The organism is Marinomonas sp. PE14-40 (assembly GCF_051623805.1).
In the GTDB taxonomy this organism is placed as follows: domain Bacteria; phylum Pseudomonadota; class Gammaproteobacteria; order Pseudomonadales; family Marinomonadaceae; genus Marinomonas.
Genome location: NZ_CP130700.1, coordinates 4368277 through 4388087, shown reverse-complemented (window position 1 = coordinate 4388087; position 19811 = coordinate 4368277). Strand labels below are relative to the sequence as shown.

The 19811-nt window shown below is 41.7% G+C and carries 20 protein-coding genes; 6 read left to right on the top strand and 14 right to left on the bottom strand.

What is annotated here, in order from left to right:
* The first annotated feature begins 43 nt into the window (after nucleotides 1-43).
* Nucleotides 44-1696, top strand: coding sequence for an MATE family efflux transporter (locus Q0A08_RS20245; protein WP_438463280.1), 1653 nt, complete (start codon nucleotides 44-46; stop codon nucleotides 1694-1696).
* A 112-nt stretch (nucleotides 1697-1808) separates the two neighbouring features.
* On the opposite strand, the gene Q0A08_RS20240 is transcribed toward Q0A08_RS20245, so the two are convergent.
* Entirely contained in the window at nucleotides 1809-2549 is a 741-nt protein-coding gene (locus Q0A08_RS20240; RefSeq protein WP_438463279.1) for a substrate-binding periplasmic protein, read from the bottom strand.
* Nucleotides 2550-2814: 265 nt separating this feature from the next.
* On the opposite strand from Q0A08_RS20240, the gene Q0A08_RS20235 reads away from it, so the two are divergent.
* A complete protein-coding gene (locus Q0A08_RS20235; RefSeq protein ID WP_438463278.1) occupies nucleotides 2815-3630 on the top strand; it encodes a ferritin-like domain-containing protein in 816 nt (271 codons plus the stop codon).
* 18 nt (nucleotides 3631-3648) lie between these two features.
* Here the strand turns inward: Q0A08_RS20235 and Q0A08_RS20230 are convergent, their stop codons facing one another.
* The 4 genes from Q0A08_RS20230 to Q0A08_RS20215 form a co-directional block, all read right to left on the bottom strand.
* Nucleotides 3649-4434 (bottom strand): substrate-binding periplasmic protein, encoded by a 786-nt coding sequence (locus tag Q0A08_RS20230; protein ID WP_438463276.1) that lies wholly within the window; start codon nucleotides 4432-4434, stop codon nucleotides 3649-3651.
* Between the two features lie 156 nt (nucleotides 4435-4590).
* Entirely contained in the window at nucleotides 4591-5256 is a 666-nt protein-coding gene (locus tag Q0A08_RS20225) for a 7-cyano-7-deazaguanine/7-aminomethyl-7-deazaguanine transporter (RefSeq protein ID WP_082828026.1), read from the bottom strand.
* A gap of 200 nt (nucleotides 5257-5456) precedes the next feature.
* A complete protein-coding gene (locus tag Q0A08_RS20220; protein WP_438463275.1) occupies nucleotides 5457-5936 on the bottom strand; it encodes an ASCH domain-containing protein in 480 nt (159 codons plus the stop codon).
* Nucleotides 5937-5988: 52 nt separating this feature from the next.
* The gene (locus Q0A08_RS20215) at nucleotides 5989-6915 is read right to left on the bottom strand and encodes an aldo/keto reductase family protein (RefSeq protein WP_438463273.1); all 927 of its coding nucleotides are present in this window, start codon (nucleotides 6913-6915) and stop codon (nucleotides 5989-5991) included.
* 201 nt (nucleotides 6916-7116) lie between these two features.
* Between Q0A08_RS20215 and Q0A08_RS20210 the strand changes: the two genes are divergently transcribed.
* The gene (locus Q0A08_RS20210) at nucleotides 7117-7875 is read left to right on the top strand and encodes a substrate-binding periplasmic protein (RefSeq protein ID WP_438463272.1); all 759 of its coding nucleotides are present in this window, start codon (nucleotides 7117-7119) and stop codon (nucleotides 7873-7875) included.
* An 80-nt stretch (nucleotides 7876-7955) separates the two neighbouring features.
* Here Q0A08_RS20210 and Q0A08_RS20205 read toward each other — a convergent pair whose 3' ends face one another.
* The 6 genes from Q0A08_RS20205 to Q0A08_RS20180 form a co-directional block, all read right to left on the bottom strand.
* Complete coding sequence (locus Q0A08_RS20205; protein ID WP_438463271.1) at nucleotides 7956-8672, bottom strand: glutathione S-transferase family protein; 717 nt, start codon at nucleotides 8670-8672, stop codon at nucleotides 7956-7958.
* A gap of 121 nt (nucleotides 8673-8793) precedes the next feature.
* Nucleotides 8794-9405, bottom strand: a complete 612-nt coding sequence (gene sigZ / locus Q0A08_RS20200; RefSeq protein WP_438463270.1) for an RNA polymerase sigma factor SigZ — start codon at nucleotides 9403-9405, stop codon at nucleotides 8794-8796.
* Nucleotides 9402-9866, bottom strand: coding sequence for a hypothetical protein (locus tag Q0A08_RS20195; RefSeq protein WP_438463268.1), 465 nt, complete (start codon nucleotides 9864-9866; stop codon nucleotides 9402-9404). Before Q0A08_RS20195 ends, sigZ begins: the two co-directional genes overlap by 4 nt.
* 46 nt (nucleotides 9867-9912) lie before the next feature.
* Nucleotides 9913-10983 (bottom strand): bifunctional transcriptional activator/DNA repair enzyme AdaA, encoded by a 1071-nt coding sequence (locus Q0A08_RS20190; protein ID WP_438463266.1) that lies wholly within the window; start codon nucleotides 10981-10983, stop codon nucleotides 9913-9915.
* A gap of 136 nt (nucleotides 10984-11119) precedes the next feature.
* On the bottom strand, nucleotides 11120-12319 hold the full coding sequence (chrA, locus tag Q0A08_RS20185; protein ID WP_438463265.1) for a chromate efflux transporter: 1200 nt from the start codon (nucleotides 12317-12319) through the stop codon (nucleotides 11120-11122).
* A gap of 189 nt (nucleotides 12320-12508) precedes the next feature.
* Nucleotides 12509-13084, bottom strand: a complete 576-nt coding sequence (locus tag Q0A08_RS20180; protein ID WP_438463264.1) for a GNAT family N-acetyltransferase — start codon at nucleotides 13082-13084, stop codon at nucleotides 12509-12511.
* Nucleotides 13085-13520: 436 nt separating this feature from the next.
* On the opposite strand from Q0A08_RS20180, the gene Q0A08_RS20175 reads away from it, so the two are divergent.
* The gene (locus tag Q0A08_RS20175) at nucleotides 13521-15857 is read left to right on the top strand and encodes a hypothetical protein (protein ID WP_438463263.1); all 2337 of its coding nucleotides are present in this window, start codon (nucleotides 13521-13523) and stop codon (nucleotides 15855-15857) included.
* A complete protein-coding gene (locus Q0A08_RS20170) occupies nucleotides 15850-16224 on the top strand; it encodes a hypothetical protein (protein ID WP_438463261.1) in 375 nt (124 codons plus the stop codon). Before Q0A08_RS20175 ends, Q0A08_RS20170 begins: the two co-directional genes overlap by 8 nt.
* 228 nt (nucleotides 16225-16452) lie before the next feature.
* Here the strand turns inward: Q0A08_RS20170 and Q0A08_RS20165 are convergent, their stop codons facing one another.
* Nucleotides 16453-17853, bottom strand: coding sequence for an aspartate ammonia-lyase (locus Q0A08_RS20165; RefSeq protein ID WP_438463259.1), 1401 nt, complete (start codon nucleotides 17851-17853; stop codon nucleotides 16453-16455).
* Nucleotides 17854-18071: 218 nt separating this feature from the next.
* Here Q0A08_RS20165 and Q0A08_RS20160 point away from each other — a divergent pair, with 218 nt between their 5' ends.
* Nucleotides 18072-18890 (top strand): helix-turn-helix domain-containing protein, encoded by an 819-nt coding sequence (locus tag Q0A08_RS20160; RefSeq protein WP_438463257.1) that lies wholly within the window; start codon nucleotides 18072-18074, stop codon nucleotides 18888-18890.
* Nucleotides 18891-18949: 59 nt separating this feature from the next.
* On the opposite strand, the gene Q0A08_RS20155 is transcribed toward Q0A08_RS20160, so the two are convergent.
* Nucleotides 18950-19312, bottom strand: a complete 363-nt coding sequence (locus tag Q0A08_RS20155) for a VOC family protein (RefSeq protein WP_438463255.1) — start codon at nucleotides 19310-19312, stop codon at nucleotides 18950-18952.
* 11 nt (nucleotides 19313-19323) lie between these two features.
* Entirely contained in the window at nucleotides 19324-19806 is a 483-nt protein-coding gene (locus tag Q0A08_RS20150) for a nucleotidyltransferase domain-containing protein (RefSeq protein WP_438463254.1), read from the bottom strand.
* Nucleotides 19807-19811 lie beyond the last annotated feature (5 nt).

The following is a 19811-nucleotide window of genomic DNA, read 5'->3' as shown; positions in this document are numbered from 1 at the left end:
ATTAACTAAAGTCCCCTTTCAACCTTTCTCTAAAGAGACACTAATGAATGCACAAACTGCAAAATTTGTAGAAGGTTCTACCATGCGTCACATTTTAGTCATGTCGGGCTCTGGTTCGGTTGGCTTAATGGCGCTATTTGCCGTCGATCTATTGGATATGCTCTTTATCAGTATGCTGGGGCAAATTGAGCTTGCAGCAGCTGTCGGTTTTGCTGGTACCTTGATGTTCTTCTCCACCTCTGTGTCTATCGGTACTTCTATTGCTATGGGGGCTTTGGTGTCTAAAGCCATAGGTGCCAAGGAATTTGATAATGCCAGACAATTAAGTGGCAGTATCATGATAACCGCCTTTGCTATTAGTTTGGTTTTCACTGTCTTTATGTTCGCCTATATCCCTGAATTATTAGCCTTGATTGGGGCAGAGGGAGCCACAGCAGAACGGGCTGAAGCCTATTTACAAATACTCGTACCTAGTGGCCCATTTTTAGCGGTCGCTATGGCTGCTGGTGCAGGGTTGAGATCAGCAGGTGATGCCAAGCGCTCTATGTGGGTTACGCTATCTGGTGGCATTGTTAACGCTATTTTAGACCCTATCTTTATCTTTGGTTTTAACTGGAATGTGGAAGGCGCGGCTTTAGCCTCTGTGATCTCACGTTTTGCCGTTTTGTATTTCTCTTTATACCCATTAATTAAACACCATAATCTGGTGAGCTTGCCGAGCCTCAACCAGTGGTTAAAACATATTAAGGCCATTTTAAAGATTGCTGTGCCGGCCATTTTTACTAACGCTGCGACACCAATCGGTAACGCTATCGTCACCACCAGCATTGCTCAATACGGTAATGACTTTGTCGCAGGCTATGCGGTGATTGGTCGTCTTATCCCTGTGTGCTTTGCGGTTATTTTTGCCTTATCTGGGGCAGTTGGCCCGATTATCGGCCAAAACCTTGGTGCAAAACGGATAGATAGAGTTAAAGAGACACTCTACAACTCTTTGTTTGTGACCACCCTTTACACCATTGGCGTGTGTATATTGCTCTACTTTGTACAAGACTATGTGATTCAGGGATTCACCTTAGAAGGGGATGCCGTGCTTATCGTGCAAGCGTTTTGTACTTATGTGGCCATTACCTTTGTTTTTAATGGCGCTATCTTTGTTGCCAACACCTCTTTCAATAACCTAGGTAAACCGCTTTATTCCACTGTATTAAGCCTTGGCCGTGCCACCATAGGAACACTACCTTTTGTTTACCTTGGCTCTCTTTGGTTTGGTGCATTAGGCGTACTTTATGGACAAGCCTTGGGGAATATTATCTTTGGTGTGATCGCTATTTTAGTATTACAACGCCATATAAAAGAGTTAATGCAAAGCTCGGTCTCTGATCATCAGAGTGAAGCAGATACTGCCCAAGAAGCGGCTTCAGAAGTCGCAGCAGTACAAGCAGACGAAACGCTAAAAGATACTGACACACAAGTAGACTGGCAGACACTGGCTAAATCTAACCCTGCCTGTGAGCAAGCGATAAAAGATGGCGATGAAATCCCACTCTCTTGCCTTAACGCGCAACCTTTCTGCACACTCGATGCTGTACTCATAGACGACCTCGCCTCTCACAAGGATGAGTTAGTGACAGCGCCTATGATTAACAGTGATGTGATTAATAACGAAGATGGGAAAGAGTTAAAGGAAAAGTAAGACAGGCTTAATGGCGATAGATAATGAGAAATCATTACCTATCGCCATTAACAAAACATTAGAAAAGGCAAAAGCGTTATTAAGTTAGGTAAGCTAAACAAACGTAGTGAGCTTAATACCAACGAGACAAGATCTCATCGTACACACCATTGGCTTTAATCTTTTCCATCGCATCTTGTATTTCTTTGGCAGTCTCAGGTGGAAAATCCAAGCCTGCCCCAAGGTAAATATAATTCACACCACCTACATTCGGCCCAGCTACCAAACTGCGTTTGTCATAGCCTAGTTTTTGCCACTGATAGGTATCCACCAATTTAGATTCCACCATGGCATCCAGCCTTTTTTTAGCCAGTAAATCGATTAACTGCTCTATATCATCTGCTTCATAAATACTGGTAAAGCCTGCCTCTTCTAATTCAGGGATAACAGATGAGCCTTGAATCACCCCCACAGACAGCCACTTACTTTTATCTAGGCTGAGGTCATTTACTTGCGTGTTTTTAGTTGCAAATTCATCATACAAAGTCAGGCGTATTTGATTAGGGACAAGCGGCACTATCCAAGTGTAATCCGGTTCTCTTGTTGGGGTTCTGGTAAGCGGAATAATGAGTGTACCTTTGGTCTTTTGCACCATTTTTTGAGCACGCGGCCATGGCATAGACTGATAGCGAAAGCTTGGTCCACCATGCAGTGTGATCTGTTCTAATATTTCGACAGTGACTCCTGCATCACGTCCATCGACTGTGCCACACCAAGGCATGGTTTCATGACGATAAACCAAGACTTCTGTGGTATTGGTGGCGTGGGTATAAAAACTCGATACTAGTATCAATAACAGAAAAGCGGCTTTCATTCATCTCTCAGACATTATCAATTAATCTAAAACAGGCATTCGATAAAGCTCATACTTTGCTGCACACCTACTTAATAAATTAGCATAACTTATTTTAGTTTGAATAATGTAATTACCGTTTTCATAAAATTCGTTAAGACAAATATCATGTTTTGCTTAAACAAAATCGATACTGACATCAGATTTTCTGCGTTAGATCAAAATCACCATGAGTCACCTTGTTAAAATAGCGCCCCTTCATTTTCCCTAAGACGCGATTCTCTCCATGCAAAATCTTTATCAGGAAGCAAAACGCTGCTTTTTAACCGCTAATCCAGACGACAAGATAGCCCTCACCTATCAAACCTGTGCGGCTTGGCAAGCAAATAAGCTAAGCTGGCGAGAGAGCTCGCCGGTTGAATTACTGAATGAGCCAGGACGTTTATCAAAACCTGAAATTGTGATGCCAAGAGATATACCTAAGCGTAAGTTGAACAAAGAAGTAGGCAGAGCGGCACTGATTCATGCCCTAGCTCATATTGAGCTAACAGCAGTTAACCTTGCTTGGGACTCGGTTTATCGTTATCGCGATATGCCAAAAGACTACTACCAAGATTGGGTGCAATGCGCCCAAGAAGAAGCGGAACACTTTAGCCTTTTACGTATGAGGCTAAGAGAAATGGGTTATGACTATGGCAGTTTTCCTGCTCACGACGAGCTTTGGAAAATGGCAGTCACTACAGCAGATGATCTAACCGATAGGATGGCCATAGTACACAGGGTATTTGAGGCTCGTGCACTTGATGTGATTCCGGCCACGTTAACTAAGTTTCAAGCCAAAAATGATACCCAGATGGTAAAAATACTCACCCAAATTTGTAATGAAGAAGTCGGCCATGTGAGCTCTGGTACACGATGGTTTCGTTATCGTTGTGAGCAAGCCAAACTTAACCCTGATACGCATTTCATTCACTTAATTGAACAGTATATGAAGCAACCTTTAAGCGGGCCTTTTAATCATGAGGCACGGCTCGCCTCTGGTTTTAGCCAAAATGAGCTTAATTATTTAGAGCAAAGCGCCACTTACAAGCATCAAGGCTAACCCTTAAATAAGCATCGATCAGTTTTCGAGTAGATATAGGCCTGCTCTGGATTCAGCAAAGTATTGATCGTATTTACCGGATGCTTTCAAACGTTTTAAGCCTTTATTGAAGGTTTTGACTAAACGAGCGCTTCTCTCTAACTTTTTAGGGAAGACTACACCTTGAAAGGTTTCAGCTAAGAGCCTCGGGTGATAGGTAATACGATCAGCTTGATCTGGCGATAAGTCTCTTTTAATCATATACAAGCCGGCATCCAACCCCATTGCTACAGCATCCATACGGCCACCTAATAACTTAATTAAGTTAAGCCGTTCGCTTGATACATATTGCACTTTAAAGCGCTCGTTATTTTTAGCATTTTCAAACATACTCCCATAAAAATACCCATCTGTTACCCCTATCTGCTTATCTTCTAAGTCCACCATGGAATCCCAAATTAATGGTTTTTCTTTCAAGGAAAACAGCACTTTAGGTATCGAGTTGGTTGCATCGCTTATATAGAAGTCTTCTTGTATGTCTGGCCTTGTAATCGCCCAGCCGACTGAACCATCCCATCGCCCTTCTCTGGCAAGTCTTAGAGAACGCTTCCAAGGAAAGTAACCAAACTCGACGTTGATCCCTTCTAGAGCAAAGGAGTCACGAATGATTCTAGAGACCAGTCCGTTATGCTTTAAGGTATGTTCTGAGGTGAAAGGTGCCCATTCACCACTGGTTAATCTGACGGTTTCAGCATTAAGGTTAATGGCCTGAAATCCAGCAAAAATGATCAGAAAAGTAAGTACTCGTATCTGTTTTTTATTCATGGCTAGTCACTTAGTCAAAATAAAACTGAATTAAGTGTCAGTTAGTATAGCCAAACCATCTACGAGCAATAAAGCCTTTACTAAGGGTATACATGAAAAAGCCCCAATAAATTGAGGCTTTAAAGATAAGGCTTTGAGATAGCACTTAGAGCAAGCTTAGGCTGACTTGGCTAGTTTTTGAGTCAGTTTATTCAGTAAGACACCGTATAAGGGCACAAACATACATAGGCTGATAATCAGCTTAAAGCCATAATCGACTAGAGCGATTTCAACCCAATTCTCTGCCATAAAAGCATCGCTACTTTGATAAAAGGCTACACCAAAGAAAACCAAAGTATCCACGGCATTACCGACTACGGTGGATAAAGATGGGGCAATCCACCAAGCTTTTGCTTGTCTTAGCTTATTAAAAACAGTCACATCCATGACTTGGCCAACAACATACGCGGCGAAGCTTGCAATGGCGATACGAGCAACAAAGGTATCAAGTTGTGCCAGCTTTTCTATCCCTTGGTAACTACCCTGATAAAACAACACAGACGCCACATAGGATACCAGCAATGCAGGCAACATCACGGTCAAAATGATACGTCTTGCTAATGCCGCACCATAAAGGCGAACGGTTAAATCAGTCGCTAGGAATACAAAAGGAAAGGTGAAAGCTCCCCAGGTGGTATGTAAACCAAAGATGGTAAAGGGAAGTTGAACTAGATAGTTACTCGATGCCAAGATAAGAATATGGAATCCAGCAAGAATAAGCAGGGCTTTTTTTATGGTTGACGCATTGTTAGATAATGCATCAAATGTCGGAGTCATTTGCATTGTATTGTCCTTTTTATGAAACGCCAGGGGTGAGGGAACCCTGAATCAGGCGCGCATTGTCCATAATTTAGACAGGTGTGTAAAGTTAAATGAGATTATATTTAACCGATCGGTCAGATGTTTGGTGTTTTAGTTTTCATATTATAAAAACCAATTAAAAACTAGAATAAAGCACTCAGAAAAAGTGCTAGGAAAAAGAGTTAAGAAACAGGAATGGGAAAAACACGTTTAAATCGTTCTAATACCAACATCATGTCTTCTTGTGGGGTAATCTTTAATTCACCACACTCTTGGCTGAAGAAATCCCAATGAGCATCGCGCCACCAACTCAAGCTTTTATCCCCTTCTCCCTCTGCTGCGGCAAACTCAGCTGTCACATTTTGATAAGCACAAAGGGTTACTGAGGTAATTTCGAGAATACATATAGGCTCACCATCCCAGTTAGTGACAACCTGTAAGGCGCCGACTTCTGGCATAGGGTCACCTTCTACCTCATACCAATGTGCCATACTACAACTGGCTGTTTTCTCATCCTTTAAAATAAGGTCAGCACAGACATTGGTATTGTATTCATCGGCACAAAAATAATCAGCACTCACACTGCTTACCTTAGCTTGTTCCTCTTCGGAAAGACTTGCGAGGTATGTCTCTAAAAATGCCTGTGACCTTGGCTCTAACATAGGGTTTCCTTATCTCTGCTTAAGTTAGCGCTCTATACTGCTTATGAACTTTTTAGGATGATAGCTGGCTAGGATCACAGCTTGGCCATGATACTGGCATAGCTAGGTCTAACTCTCTTAATTGCTGCTTGCTCACATCATCTAATCTAAAGTGGAAAAGTTCAAGGTTTTCAGCCAGATGGGTTGAACTTAAACTTTTAGGGATGACAGCAAAACCTTGCTCTAACGCCCAACGTAGTAAGAGTTGAGCTGGTGTCACTTGATACTCTTGCGCCAAACGGTTAATCACAAAGTCTTGATCCTGAGAAAGCGCCTGCATCTTATCGTTTTTTGCACTTTCTAATTTAGGTTCGGTGCGCCAATTCACTAATGGAACCAAGCTACTGTAGGCCATAGGCAAAATATTATTAGCTTTAAGATAAGCAACCAACTCAGGTTTCTGGCACCAAGGATGTAACTCGATTTGGTTTACTTCAGGCTTGGGTAAATCTGCTTGAATTAAGTCTTCAATATGCTGTTGAGTAAAATTACTCACTCCAATATGTATCACTTTGCCGGCTTTTTTCAGATCAACCAAGGCACGCCATTGCTCAATATATTCCTGCTTTTTAAAAGGTGCGTGGATTAGGTATAAGTCTAAGTAATCAAGCTGTAGGCGCTCTAAACTCTCATTAAAGGCTTGAATACAGGCGGAGTAATCTTTTGGTGTTTGCCCCCAATTCGCATTCCCTGACCAGAGTTTAGAGCTAATAAAAATAGCCTCCCGTGAGCTTATCCCTTGTTTTAGATAATCTTGAATAGCCCGTCCAACACCCGCTTCATTATGATAGCCCTCTGCTGTATCTATATGGCGATAACCCAAAACCAAAGCTTGGCAAACTAAAGCCTCAACATCCTCATCATTCACTTGATACGTACCTAAACCAATGGCAGGTAAATCAAATTTACAGGCAATTTCAACAGGGTAATAAGCAGACATATGAACCTCAACCATAACGTTTCTATGCTTTTAAACAAGCTTAGTTAGAGATTGGGAAGGCGGCGAATCTATTTCTCCTTAAAATTGGAATAGACTATTCGAATCACAATTTTCAAGAATTAAAAAATTTCACAAAACAAAATACGCTTTTCCCAAGACTGCACCATACTAAAAGTAAGACGAGTGATTGATGAGGTAGGTATGGAGTTATTTAAATACTTCATATGTTTTCTTTTCTGTTTGTCTGGCTTAAGCAAAGCTGCAAATTCCTTAGAGAACCTTGAATACATTACAGAGCAATATGCCCCTTATAACTACCAAGATGAACAGGGTATCCCCCAAGGTTTTTCAATTGAGGTATTAAATAAGGTTTGGGAAGTGCTTGAGGTTGCACCTCAAAAGATTCATGTGTTTCCTTGGGCACGTGGTTATTCCCTTGGCCTGCAACAAGATAATACTTTACTTTTCTCTACCACTCGCAGTGAATCCAGAGAGGCGCTATTTAAATGGGCCTGCCCCATTATTGATATTCGTATTGTGTTAATTTCTCGCCGTCATTCAAAAATCGAAATAGAATCTATTGAAGATGCAAAGCAATATAAAATTGTGGCGATTCGATCAGATATTGGCCAGCAGTTATTAAAAGATAAAGATTTCTCTGAGACTAAAATACATTTATCTAACTTCTTAAGCAGTGCCATTTTAATGCTCAAACATGGGCATGTAGACCTTATCTCAAGCGAAGAAACCACCGTTTTTAGACAGTTGATAAAAATGGGGGAAGACCCAAAAAACTTTAACGTCGTCTGGGTACTTGAAAAACGCCCTTTATGTTTTGCTTTTCATCACGAAGTCGAAGAGGACTTGGTATTCGACTTTCAAAAAGCGCTGAATCAAGTACAAAACTTGCCGGGCTTTATTCAAGCCTTAAAACAAAAGCATCAACTGACAACTCAGTAAGACAGGTTAAAAAAATGCCCCTTACTCTTAAAGAATCTGTGATTAAGGTAAGAGGCATCTATTAATAGCAGCAGGTATTACTAGCAGCAGGCTAGCTCGTCATTAGAGTTTGAGCGAGTTTCGCAACATTTAGCGCCTTGGCCTAAATAGGTTTTATCCGATAGATAAAACCCAGTAAATGCCTCTTCAAAGTCATCCGCCACTGATGCTCCAAACAATCCCGTTTCAAACAGAGCCGCTTGCCACGCTTTCACATTCGGTTTGTTAGCAAAAAGATCAAAGCCTGTATGCTGCTGAATGATCTGAGCCCTGTGCAGCAAAGGCAACCAAGCAATGTCGACATTACTCAATTGCTCACCTTTAAATAGATGACCAGAAGCGTTTTCTCTTTTTGCCAACTCTGCTTCAGCTTTAGCAAAAGGCTTACTGAGTTTAGTCATGCGTTCACACAAGGTGTCTTCATCGGCACTGCGCATAGCGCTACATTGTACTAGGTAGTGTTTCGCTGCCATGTAACCCCAAGCTCTGTCTAACGCTTTTTGCTCTGGGGTTAAGTTATCTTCAAGGGGATGGCTCACTTCGTTGATGTATTCCACAATGGCTTCTGATTCAAACAAGGCGATACCCTCTTCGGTAATTAAAAGCGGCACTTGGCCATTAGGAGAAATATCTAAAAACCATTGTGGTTTGTCGCTCAAGCTGATGTATTCAACCTGATAAGCCAATTGTTTTGCTTCTAGCAAGGCAGTAACACGTTGCACGAAAGGACAAATTTTAAAGCTAACTATCTTGATCATATTCTTCTCTCTTAATAAAAAGGTTTAATCTATTTACTAATAAGACGAAGCACCGCAGAAAAAGACGACGTTTTTTTGAAAAATAAAAAATAAGAAGTTAAAAAGAAAAGAATAATGACCCCTAACAAGGGTCACAGTTACCCTTAGAACCTGATTTCTTCATATCTAAATTCGAGTTCTGTTTTCTTTCATACTCAATCAGATTGCCAAATTTATCTTCCTGAAAATGACAACACTGATCAAATAAGGCTTTCAGTTCTAATCGTGCTTTTTTTACTTGGGATTTAAGGGTTGAATAAGGAATACCTCTTTGCTCAGCATAGGCTTTTTGCGATATACCTTCTAGCTCTATTGCCTGTAGCAACTCAGCTTGTTCATAGGGCAAAGCGCTGATAAAGGGTTGCACACAATGGGATAGCTCAGACTTAATAGTATTATCAAACGCATCGCTTTTACCTTCTTCTGCCACATGCCCTTCTTCGTCTTCAATTTGGTCCGCTTTTTTTGCGTTCTTTCGATAAAAATCGATCACACTGTGGCTTGCAATTTGAAACAGCCAAGCTTTAATACTTGCCGCATCTTTGAGGCTATCCAGCTTAGTAAAGCTCTTAAGCAATACCTCTTGTAATAGATCATCCACATCATCTGGGCAGCTTACTTTGGTATGTAAAAAAGCTTTTAATGCTTGGCGATATTCTTGCCAAATTTGATCTAACTGAGGTCTTGCTGTCATGGGTTTTGTGGCTCCGGACTCATGGGAATAAACCATTTAGGCTGCATATTCTCAAAGTCTTGTCTTAAGTGCTGAGTTAAAGATTGAGATGAATCGAGCACATAATCTTGCCCATTAAGGCGCTTAAACACAACCCAGTGCCAAAACCCCTTACCTGCCTCTTTATAGTATTTAATGGCCAATAAAGCGAGGTCTGGCAAGGCTTCCCAACTCGTAAAAGGCAGCTCTTTAGTATGTGTTTTTATTTTATATTGAACCAACAATGTACGAACATAGCCAGTATTAGAAAAGAGTTTTGTATCATCTGCGAAGATGCCTAACTGATTCGCTTGGACTTTTACTTCCTGATAACTCAGGCCCAAGGTGTTCGCTACGCTCGCGATACCACAGCCTGTTTGCTCATCTTGCCTGATCGGATTAAGGCTCATGAGATTTGCCGATTTCATGTCTTGTTTTTCCATTTGTTGCATGTCCTTTTTTAACTAATTTTCTCGTGATGACAGTTTGTTATTCAGGTACTGACACTGCAAGCCTCTCTGCATCTAGAAGAGTACGTTTTCGCTCTAATCCCCAGCGATAACCACCCAAGCTACCATCGCCCCTTAATACTCGGTGACAGGGAATCAAAACACCTATAGAGTTTTTGCCACAGGCTGTCGCTACCGCACGAAACGCTCTGGGTTTGTCTATCCCTTGTGCCACTTCAGAATAACTTAGTACATCTCCCTCTTTAATACTTAAAAGGAACTGCCACACTCGCATCTGAAAAGCTGTACCTCTTATATCTAAAGGCAAATCTGGTCTGGGAGCGCCTTGGCTAATGTGCTGATTAAGCGCCTCTATCCAGTTGGATAATTCGATCGAATCTTGAGCATCACTTGGGCTTAATTCGGCCTTAGGAAACTCCGCTTGCATTTGCTCGATTAAGCTTTTTTCATCTTCACCAAATTGCGCGAAACAAACCCCTTTTTGCGTAGCAGCCATGGCAATTAACCCTAAAGATGTGGACGCGAAACCATAAGAGATATGCTCCCCTTTCCCACCCGCTCGATAGGCTTTTGGGCTCATACCAAGGTGTCTTGATGCTTGTCCGTAGACGCGACTAATTGAACTATAACCTGAAGCAAAAATAGCATCGGTTATCGGCTCTCCAGCTTGCAAGGATTGCTTAAAGTGCCCCATACGTAAGGCATCTTGATAGGCTTTAGGGGTTACCCCAAACGCTAATTTGAAACGACGTTGTAACCAAGACGCAGATAGCCCAGCCACCAAAGCCAGTTGCTCTAGAGAAAGACTGTCTTCCAAGTGATTTTGAATATAACGCGCCACCTCAACGAGTTGATTAAGTTCCGTCATATCTTCGTTGGCAAGGCAGCGTTTGCAAGCACGAAAGCCTGCTAGTAAGGCGAGTTCTTTTGAGAAAAAGTAGCGAATATTTTCGGATTTCGCCTGACGCGATGGGCAAGAGGGTTGGCAAAATATACCAGTGGTCACGACTCCGTAAACAAATTTTCCATCAAAACTTGTATCACGGTCTTTAACGGCCTGCGCCATTATTGATTCAGTTAGCTTAGACATAGAATCACCTATCCTCTTACTTAAAGCGAATTAAGACTGACACCCGAAAGTGGGTAAGTCAGCCTTAATCATTAAGCATACGCTAACATGAATCCATCCGATTCTTGTTTAGTAATGTCACTCTTTCTAAAAAAGATTAAATCACACTCATCATGCTAGCAAACACACACCAAGCCACAATAAACAAAGGAGATTTCTTCCAGAAAGTCAGTAAGCCATAACCTAGAATCACAATAACAAAATCCAAATTAGAGCTAATCGCCGAGGTAAAAATAGGGTCGTAAAGAGCCGCAGCCAAAATGCCCACTACAGCGGCGTTAATACCTGCAATGACATAGGCAAGGCTCGCCTTATGACTGATGCTTTGCCAAAGTGGCAACACTCCTGCAAGTAATAGAAAACCAGGTAAAAACATAAAGATAAGCGCACTAAACGCACCCGTTAGATAGCCGAACTCAGTGGGAATCAAGGCACCTAAATAAGCGGCAAAGGCGAACATAGGCCCAGGAATCGCTTGCGAAGCACCGTAACCTGCTAAGAAGTTTTCGTTAGTTACCCAGCCTGTGCCCACTACTGATTCTTCAATCAAGGGTAGCACCACATGGCCACCACCAAACACTAAGGCACCTGCTTGATAAAAGGCTTGTGCTATGGCCATAAGCCCTTCTGCTGGCACTAGGATGAAAAAGGCTAACAGTGCAAAAAACACGGTTAATAGACTTAAACCTAAGCGCTTACCATAAGGTACTTGCAGTTGAGAGTGAGCTTCTAGATTGACACTACGACATAAGAATAAACCTGCAACACCTGCAAATAGGACCACAAGAATTTGCGCCCAAGCAAAGCTAATCAACAAGACAGCACTCGCTGCTACTATGGCGATACTGGCCCTTTGCTTATCAGGACAAAGCTTTTTCCCCATACCTATCACAGCATCAGCCACCACAATGCAGGCAACCAATTTAAGGCCATGAATTAAGGCTTCACCATAGGTATTGGATAACAAAGGTAATGCGCTGGCAAAGCCAATTAAAATGGCTACAGAAGGTAAAGTGAAGGCTAAAAAGGCTGCAATAGCGCCCAGCCAACCGGCTTTTAATAAACCAATTGCAAAACCTAATTGGCTACTAGCAGGGCCGGGTAAAAACTGACAGATAGCAAGTAATTGACCAAATTGACTTTCGCTAACCCAAGCTTTTTCTTCCACAAAGGTTTTACGGAAATATCCGATATGGGCAGCTGGGCCTCCAAAAGACGTTAATCCTAATTTTAAGAAGCTTAAAAAGACTGTGAAAACAGAGACTTGCGCATTCTCACTGGCGACTTGACTAGACATTGTTTGCTCTTCCTATGTTACGAGCCCAAGAGTCTATTAAGAAGTTGTTACAAAGTATATTGCAGGGCAGAATTTTTTAGGCAAAGCCTGTATTTAGGTTGACCAAGTAAAGAGCAAATCAAGTAGCTCTTTATTTGGCCTTTATTTTTTCTTGCCATTCTTATTGGCTAGCCGTATCAGAAAATCGTCTCACTGATGTAAGTTCAGTACCAAACTAAAACAATCTAAGTCATCCGCCTCATAGAGCTTTACATCTAACGCAGGTGTCATACCTAATTTTACCAATACAGCTTTAGAGGCTTGATTCTCAGGCATAGCGACGCCGTAGATTTGCCTGTGAGAAGTGTTATTTGCAATGAAGTCTAAAATTTCACTGGCAGCTTCACTGGTGTAACCAAAGCCCTCATGCTCCTTCGTTAGAGCAAAACGAATATCCACCGCACTACCGACGGGCGTATATTCCACTCCAATAAAACCCAGTTTAGTGCCCGCTTGAGCAAGCATGTCTAGCTCTGCTTCTTCATCAGAAACTTGCGCTAACGCGTCTTGATAACCTTCATCTTTTAATGAAATCACAAAGGTACCAAAACCATGCTCTTCCCAATGATTGATGCGATTTCTTAGGTAGTTTTCCCTTTGCACCAAGTTATAAGGAGACTCGTTAGGCAGGAATCGAGTTTGTTGTGGGCAAGTGAGTATTTCACTAAACAAAGCAAAATCCGCAATAGAAGGCTTACTTAATACCAGTCTTTTCGTTGATAACATTATCGCCACTCCTTGCATTAGTTTAGGGAACCTGCGAATAAATCCTCCCGCCTCAGCGTGTGGATAAAAGCCGTTAGATTTATGGCGAGGAGCGCAACTTAATAGTCATTCTATTGATAAGCTCTTCAACATAAAAATAGGGCTTTTAGACCACGCCCTTCGGGTCTTTCAGAAAAAGTAACACCCTGTGTTGTCACTTCTCGAAAGGTACCTACATTACGTCAAAGTAACGCCTTGTGTGATACTTTTTCTGAAAAGACTGAGAAGAGGTGACTTAATCGCAGGTTCCTTAGTTAATCCGCATTCCACCAGACACAAGAGAGTAGCGGATTATCCTCATAACAGACAAGTAATCTGCATTTTCTTTACAAAAATTGAATTAACATACTGCTTTTATTCAGGTTTAATGCGCGTTTTTAATCGCAAGGATGCGACCATGATGTACCATAGAATTACCCCGACTGACTCAGTCCTGCTAAATGATGCAAATAGAATAGAAGCAGACTTTTCCTCTTTCAATGAAGAAAATTGGCAGGCTATCACACCGACAAACCTTTCCCCAGAACAGGTAAAACAAAAACTGGCTGACGGTGAAATGGTCGCCTTAGCGGACACACCAAATCTACCCCTTTTTTGCTTTATTAAAGGAGACATTGAAGTCAATCCTTTGGCAATCTCGCAAGCAAACCAAGACCTCATCAGACGCCTTAATGCAAGATTTGACGCCAAAGGCAGTGGCGCCTCTTTTAGCGCTCAGTCAGCAGCAAAATCAAATGGCAACTTACATCCGCCAGCCCCTATGGAAGAAAAGGCCCCAGAACCTGTGGTAAAAGACCCTGAGCCAGATACCAGTAAGCCTAAAGTACCGGCGTCTTTTGGTCAGCCACCTGCCCCCATTATTTTAGAAGTGGTTTATGACGATAAAGAAAAAACGCCTGTTGGTGATGTACCCTACAAACTTGTCTTTGATGATCCTAAGCAAACCATATTAACAGGCTCGCTTAATCCTATGGGTTGGGCGTGTGTAGAAGATTGTCCTAATGCCAAAGCCAGCATAAGTTTTGGAGAAGGCGTCGATAACCAAGCAGAACTCGACAGCCTTTATACCGAGTTAGAAACGGCACTTGATAACACAATTAAGAAAGTCGCTGATTACACCCTAGAGAAATTAAACGACATCGAAATCAGTGCAATTACAGAGGCCTCAAATCAGCAGCTAAAAGATTACCTTGCTGAGCTTAGCGACACACTTGAGGATGTGGATATACTTAGTTTTTACGACAATACGATAGCTAAAGCAAAAAACGCAGCAAGTGATGCTACAGAAGCCTTTAAAGAGTTTCTCCCTCAAGATACAGCAGACTTAGACGAAACGGCTCTCAGTCCAATCCAAGACGCCCTTTGCACTGCGGTTATCGATGGTGACATTGATGCACTGGAGTCAGCATTAGCAGGTTGGAAGCCTAGGGAAGAGATCAGGCTGAAAGCAGAATCAAAAGCCATGGAAAAGCAGATTCTCATCATTAATGATCAACAAAGTCGTAATATACTGGCAACCAGTTGCCAGCGCTTTGTTAAGGCTATGACACCAGAAAAGCTTATCGACTTAGCTGTGTACCTCTCGATTAAAACCACCGAAGACGCCACTCTCAATAGTGTCTCAAATCTAATGGGAATACTCACCGGTAAAGTCAGCTTGGCCATTACTCGACAAGTGCTATTGTCCGCAACCACAGACACTAAAACTGAATGGTATAAAGACATTTCTCAAGCCCTTACCAACTTGGTTAAACCACTGAAAACCCTCAGACCTTTTGATGCCGAATATAGCCATAAAAAAGTCATCGAAATCCCCTTAGCTAAAGCCGACATCCAACCATCGGACTGGGCTAAAAAGACAGAAAATGAAAAGATAAAAACCATCACAGACAAACCTGATGACAGCATCCTAGATGATGAAATGGACAAGAAATGGCTGATCGTGCCAAAGGGACAATTGACCTTTGATGTGGAAGGGGATGATATTGAGTCTAGTGTGAACTTTAGCCGCCTTGTTCATCTCCCCGTTCGAGGTAAAGCATCCACCTCAGAAGTAGTTGCTGGCGCATCAGGTATTACCATAGGTAGAGGCTTAGATGTCGGTTCTAGGTCGGCTAAAGAAGTTCAAGGCTACTTTGATAAAGTCGCTAAACATTGTAGACCAGTTGCACCTGAACTTATCACGTTTTTGAAAGATTCAGTGGGGATGAAAGGAGCCCACAATAAATCAGGAGAAGGTTTAAAAGACGAAGCTAAAACTGCCCATATTGAAAAAGCACAAGAGAATGATAAGGCGCTGATTAAGTACGTAAAAGATTTTAAAGACAGCATTAAAGATAAGTCTAAAATCACCCTGACCCGTAAGCAGCAGTATTATCTTTTCTTTGCTATTTATGATTATTATGAAGGTGAAGCTAAACGTTTAAGTACCAAACCGGACGTTTCTAGAGACTACCTAAATGATAACCAGATCGATTGGGGTGCTTTGCCTCAGAACGTAAAAGATGTGTTAGTCGATTTAACTTACCGAGGAGATTACACAGGTACCAAAGATAAAAGAGGTAATACCCGAAAGTTAATCGTGCCTGCGGTTTATAGAGATCAAATTACAAAATACACAGATGGAGCATCAATGTTTATTAATGTTATGAATAACAAAGGTCTCTGGCTAAATACTTTTAGTGTAGATAAGAATCGTTATGAAAGTAGAGTGGAGCATCTTCTAGATGAGTAAATTAATTTTATTATTAAGTTTTTTCTTACCATTTTCATTAGTGGCAGATCAAATAGATCAATATAAATATTACCAAACGGATAATATAATCCCTAATAAAAGATCTCCATATTATGCAGCCTTTCTTAAAATTGATGATCCATGTCTTTTCGTTAAAGATTTTAGGAAAAATGAAATTCAAGAATATTGTCAAATGGAAGATAGCGGTCTAGATTTAAGAAGAGATTACCCTTCAATTTACCCCGTCGATATGACTATATCAGGTTTAACTCTTTACTTTATTGTTGCAGCCCCTTGGAATGAACAAGAATGCAAAATTTTCTTTCTTGATAAAAGCATCACCTGTGAGCCAACAGGCAAAAACTAAACATTCTCATTGTTTGAAGCATTGAAGGAAAACATGCGGACTTCGTCTCGTGCAAACCAGCCCAACCTTTTATAAAAAGCTTGGGCTTTGATGCATAAAGAAGTAACACCCTGCCTTGTCCCTTCTCGTAAGGTGCCAACATTGCGTCAAAGTGACGCCTTGTTTGTTACTTTTCCCCATATACCTTAAAAGAACAAGCTGAGAAGAGGTGAGTTAATCACAGATTCCTTAAGCAATCAGAGCAGGAGCAACCATGTTTTCTGGGCTTAATAACTGGTTTACTTCGTCTTCAGTTAATAGGGCTTCTTCTATGATCAAGGCTTTCACTGTATTCCCCGTATGCAAAGCCGTATTAGCAATACGAGACGCATTGGCATAACCAATATGAGGCACAAGTGCTGTGATGATACCGATACTATTATCCACATGGGCGGCACAGGCTTCTTCGTTAGCTTGAATACCTTTAATACAGCGGTTCTCCATCATTTCACAGGCTTGAGTAAGCATTTTAAGCGAGTTAAGCAGGTTGTAGATAATCATGGGCTCCATCGCATTAAGCTGCAACTGCCCCGCTTCTGCGGCCAGTGAAACAGCCATGTCCGATGCCATCACCTGATAAGCGGTTTGGTTCATCGCTTCTGGAATCACAGGGTTTACTTTACCCGGCATAATGGAAGAGCCTGGTTGCATGGCAGGTAATTGGATCTCGCCTAAGCCGGTTCTTGGGCCACTTGAGAGCAACCTAAGGTCATTACTCATCTTACTTAGCTTAATTGCAAGGCGTTTTAGAATCCCAGAGAAGAAAACAAAAGCCCCCATATCAGATGTTGCCTCAACTAAGTTTGAAGCTGGGATGAATGGTTTTGCAGATAATTCGGCAAGATTTTCGACAGCAAGCTTGGCGTAACCTGCTGGTGTATTAATCCCTGTACCTATTGCGGTTCCGCCTAGGTTCACTTCACATAAAAGCGCGCAGGCTTCATGAATTCTGTCTATGTCTTCACCTAGGTTAACTGCAAACGCATCAAACTCTTGGCCAAGTGTCATAGGTACTGCATCTTGTAACTGAGTACGGCCCATTTTTAAGATATGAGAAAACTCACGGCCTTTATCTTCCAACGCCGCTTTTAGAGAGCTTAAACTAGGGATAAAGTTTTCTGCCGCATATTGAATGCCTAAGCAGGCTGCTGTTGGGTAAGCATCATTGGTGGATTGGCAGCAGTTCACATCATCATTTGGATGAAGGTACTGATACTCTCCTTTATGGTGTCCCATCAACTCTAGGCCAATATTGGCAATGACTTCATTGGCGTTCATGTTGGTAGAGGTGCCAGCGCCACCTTGAATCACATCCACAATGAATTGATCGTGATAATTCCCTATGATGAGCTCTTCACAGGCGCCTACTATGGCTTCTGCTTTTTTTTCTGAAATTAGGTTTAGAGTTTGATTGGTTCTTGCTGAGGCGGCTTTCACCATGGCGAGCGCCACAATTAAGTCAGGAAAGTGTGAAATAGGAACACCTGTAACAGAGAAGTTTTGCGCCGCTCTTAAGGTTTGAATTCCATAATAAGCATCAGCTGGCACTTCCAGTTGACCCAATAAGTCATACTCTAAACGCATTGTCATCTCTGTTAACCCTTTCATTCAAGATACCGAACTAGCAAAAAACCTCGTCCTGATGGCGATCAGGACAAAGCGCTGTATTTCAAGCAAGCAGAGTTAATGTAACGTGAGCGCCATACCTTTAGGTAGTTTGTAACCTGTATCATTTTAATGCTACTTGATGCTAAATTAGCACCAAGTAGCGCCATAGTTTCAATCTAAGCATTTTCTGGATAGATGATATGAATAAAGATTTTCAAGCCAACCTCAAATTACTTTGCAGCTTCTATAAGTCTATTTCTGAAGTGTGTCGTCGGCTTGAAATTAATCGTGCCCAATTTAATCGTTACCTTAACGGCACAACCTTTCCATCGACCAATACCCTAAGACGCTTTTGTGATTTCTTTGGCGTCGAAGTCGAAGAGATAAAATTACCTCATCAGCAGTTTCAACGCCTTGTTCAAGTCAAACCAGAGCCTTTTAATACACCAGCTGCCCCAACTTCTGACCCTGCTCTCATGTATCAACAAAGAGTCATGCAAATGGGGCAAAAAGGTTTAGATAAATACCTAGGTTATTATTTTGAGTATTACCTTTCTATGGCTTATCCGGGCAAAATTTTAAGAACCCTAGTTTGTCTTGAAAAGCATGCAGGTAAAACCTATTTTCAGCGTACGGAGCGCATTCAAAAGAAAGGTCGACGCCATGTATTTCATGGTAAATATAAGGGCATGGTGCAATATTTATCTGACCGTATATTTATGATGGATTTTGAAACCCTGACCGAATATGAAATCACGCAAACCATACTCTTCCCTTCGTTTAAGAATCGTATCGATTGCCTAACGGGCCTTAGATTAGGCGTGTCTGGTAGTGGGGAGCGTATGCCCTGCTGCACCCGAGTTGTATACGAGTACCTAGGACAAGAAGTGAGTTTTCGTAAAGCCTTTAAACTATGCGGTCTTTATGATCTAGATTCTGATGAGATAGAAAGCGGCATTCGCCAAAATATTCGAAATGATATTAAAGAAGATGAGTGGCATTTTAGAGCCCGTTTTTGATGAGCTCATGCTGATACTTGATGATCTGCTCACTCGCTCTTAAGCCTTACGCTGAGCTCTTAACCTAATAAGGTCAAGACATTGCCATCAGGGTCTTTAAAATGAGCAAGGCTCGCTCCCCATTCTTGTTTTTCCGGTGATCCTTGAAAGTTTACGCCTTTTGAAATTAGTTCAGCATAAACCTCATCCAAATTATCCACTTGTAAACTGATACCTAAAAAGCGGCCCACTAAAGAGTGAGCTTCTTCATCATTTGGATCTTGTTGCTCAATCGCTAATGTACCTCCGGGTAATGAAAACTCAGCCCAACCAAATTCATCATCCACACTCTTTAGAGAAAGGCCTAAAGTGTCCGCGTAAAAAGCGATACTTTGCTCAAAATTGAAACAAAAAATCCTATGACAATAGAGAGTGTATTTCATTGCTGGTCTCCCTAGCCTATCGCCTGAATATCGAAAAGGTCGACATCTCTTGCTAACAAAGTTTTGTACTGAATAAGTTGTGTTTTAGGCATTAGAGGTACTCTCACTCCCTCAAATTCTGACATTACTGAAGTGGTGAAGTCGATATTTTGATTGACCCAATCACCGTCTTTATTCCTTATTTTCACCCCTGGCACTAGACCTATCTCAATTTTCTGGTCCTGATAGATCAGCTGCAGATACTCTAAGTCCCATTCGCCTTCAAGATAATGAGTTAGAGGCTTTGAAATATAAGGTGCGAGCTCTTGCTCTAGCTTAGCCACATCTTCTTTAGGAATATAAAGGTCAATATCTGCAATCGGCCTTTGCGCACCATAAATGTATGCCGCTAGACCGCCCACGATCTGATAAGGCACGTCGGCTCGCTCTAAAATGGATTGAACCCAAAGCAGTGCATTTTTCACCTTATCTAAATCCATTTTATAATTCTTCATACCTT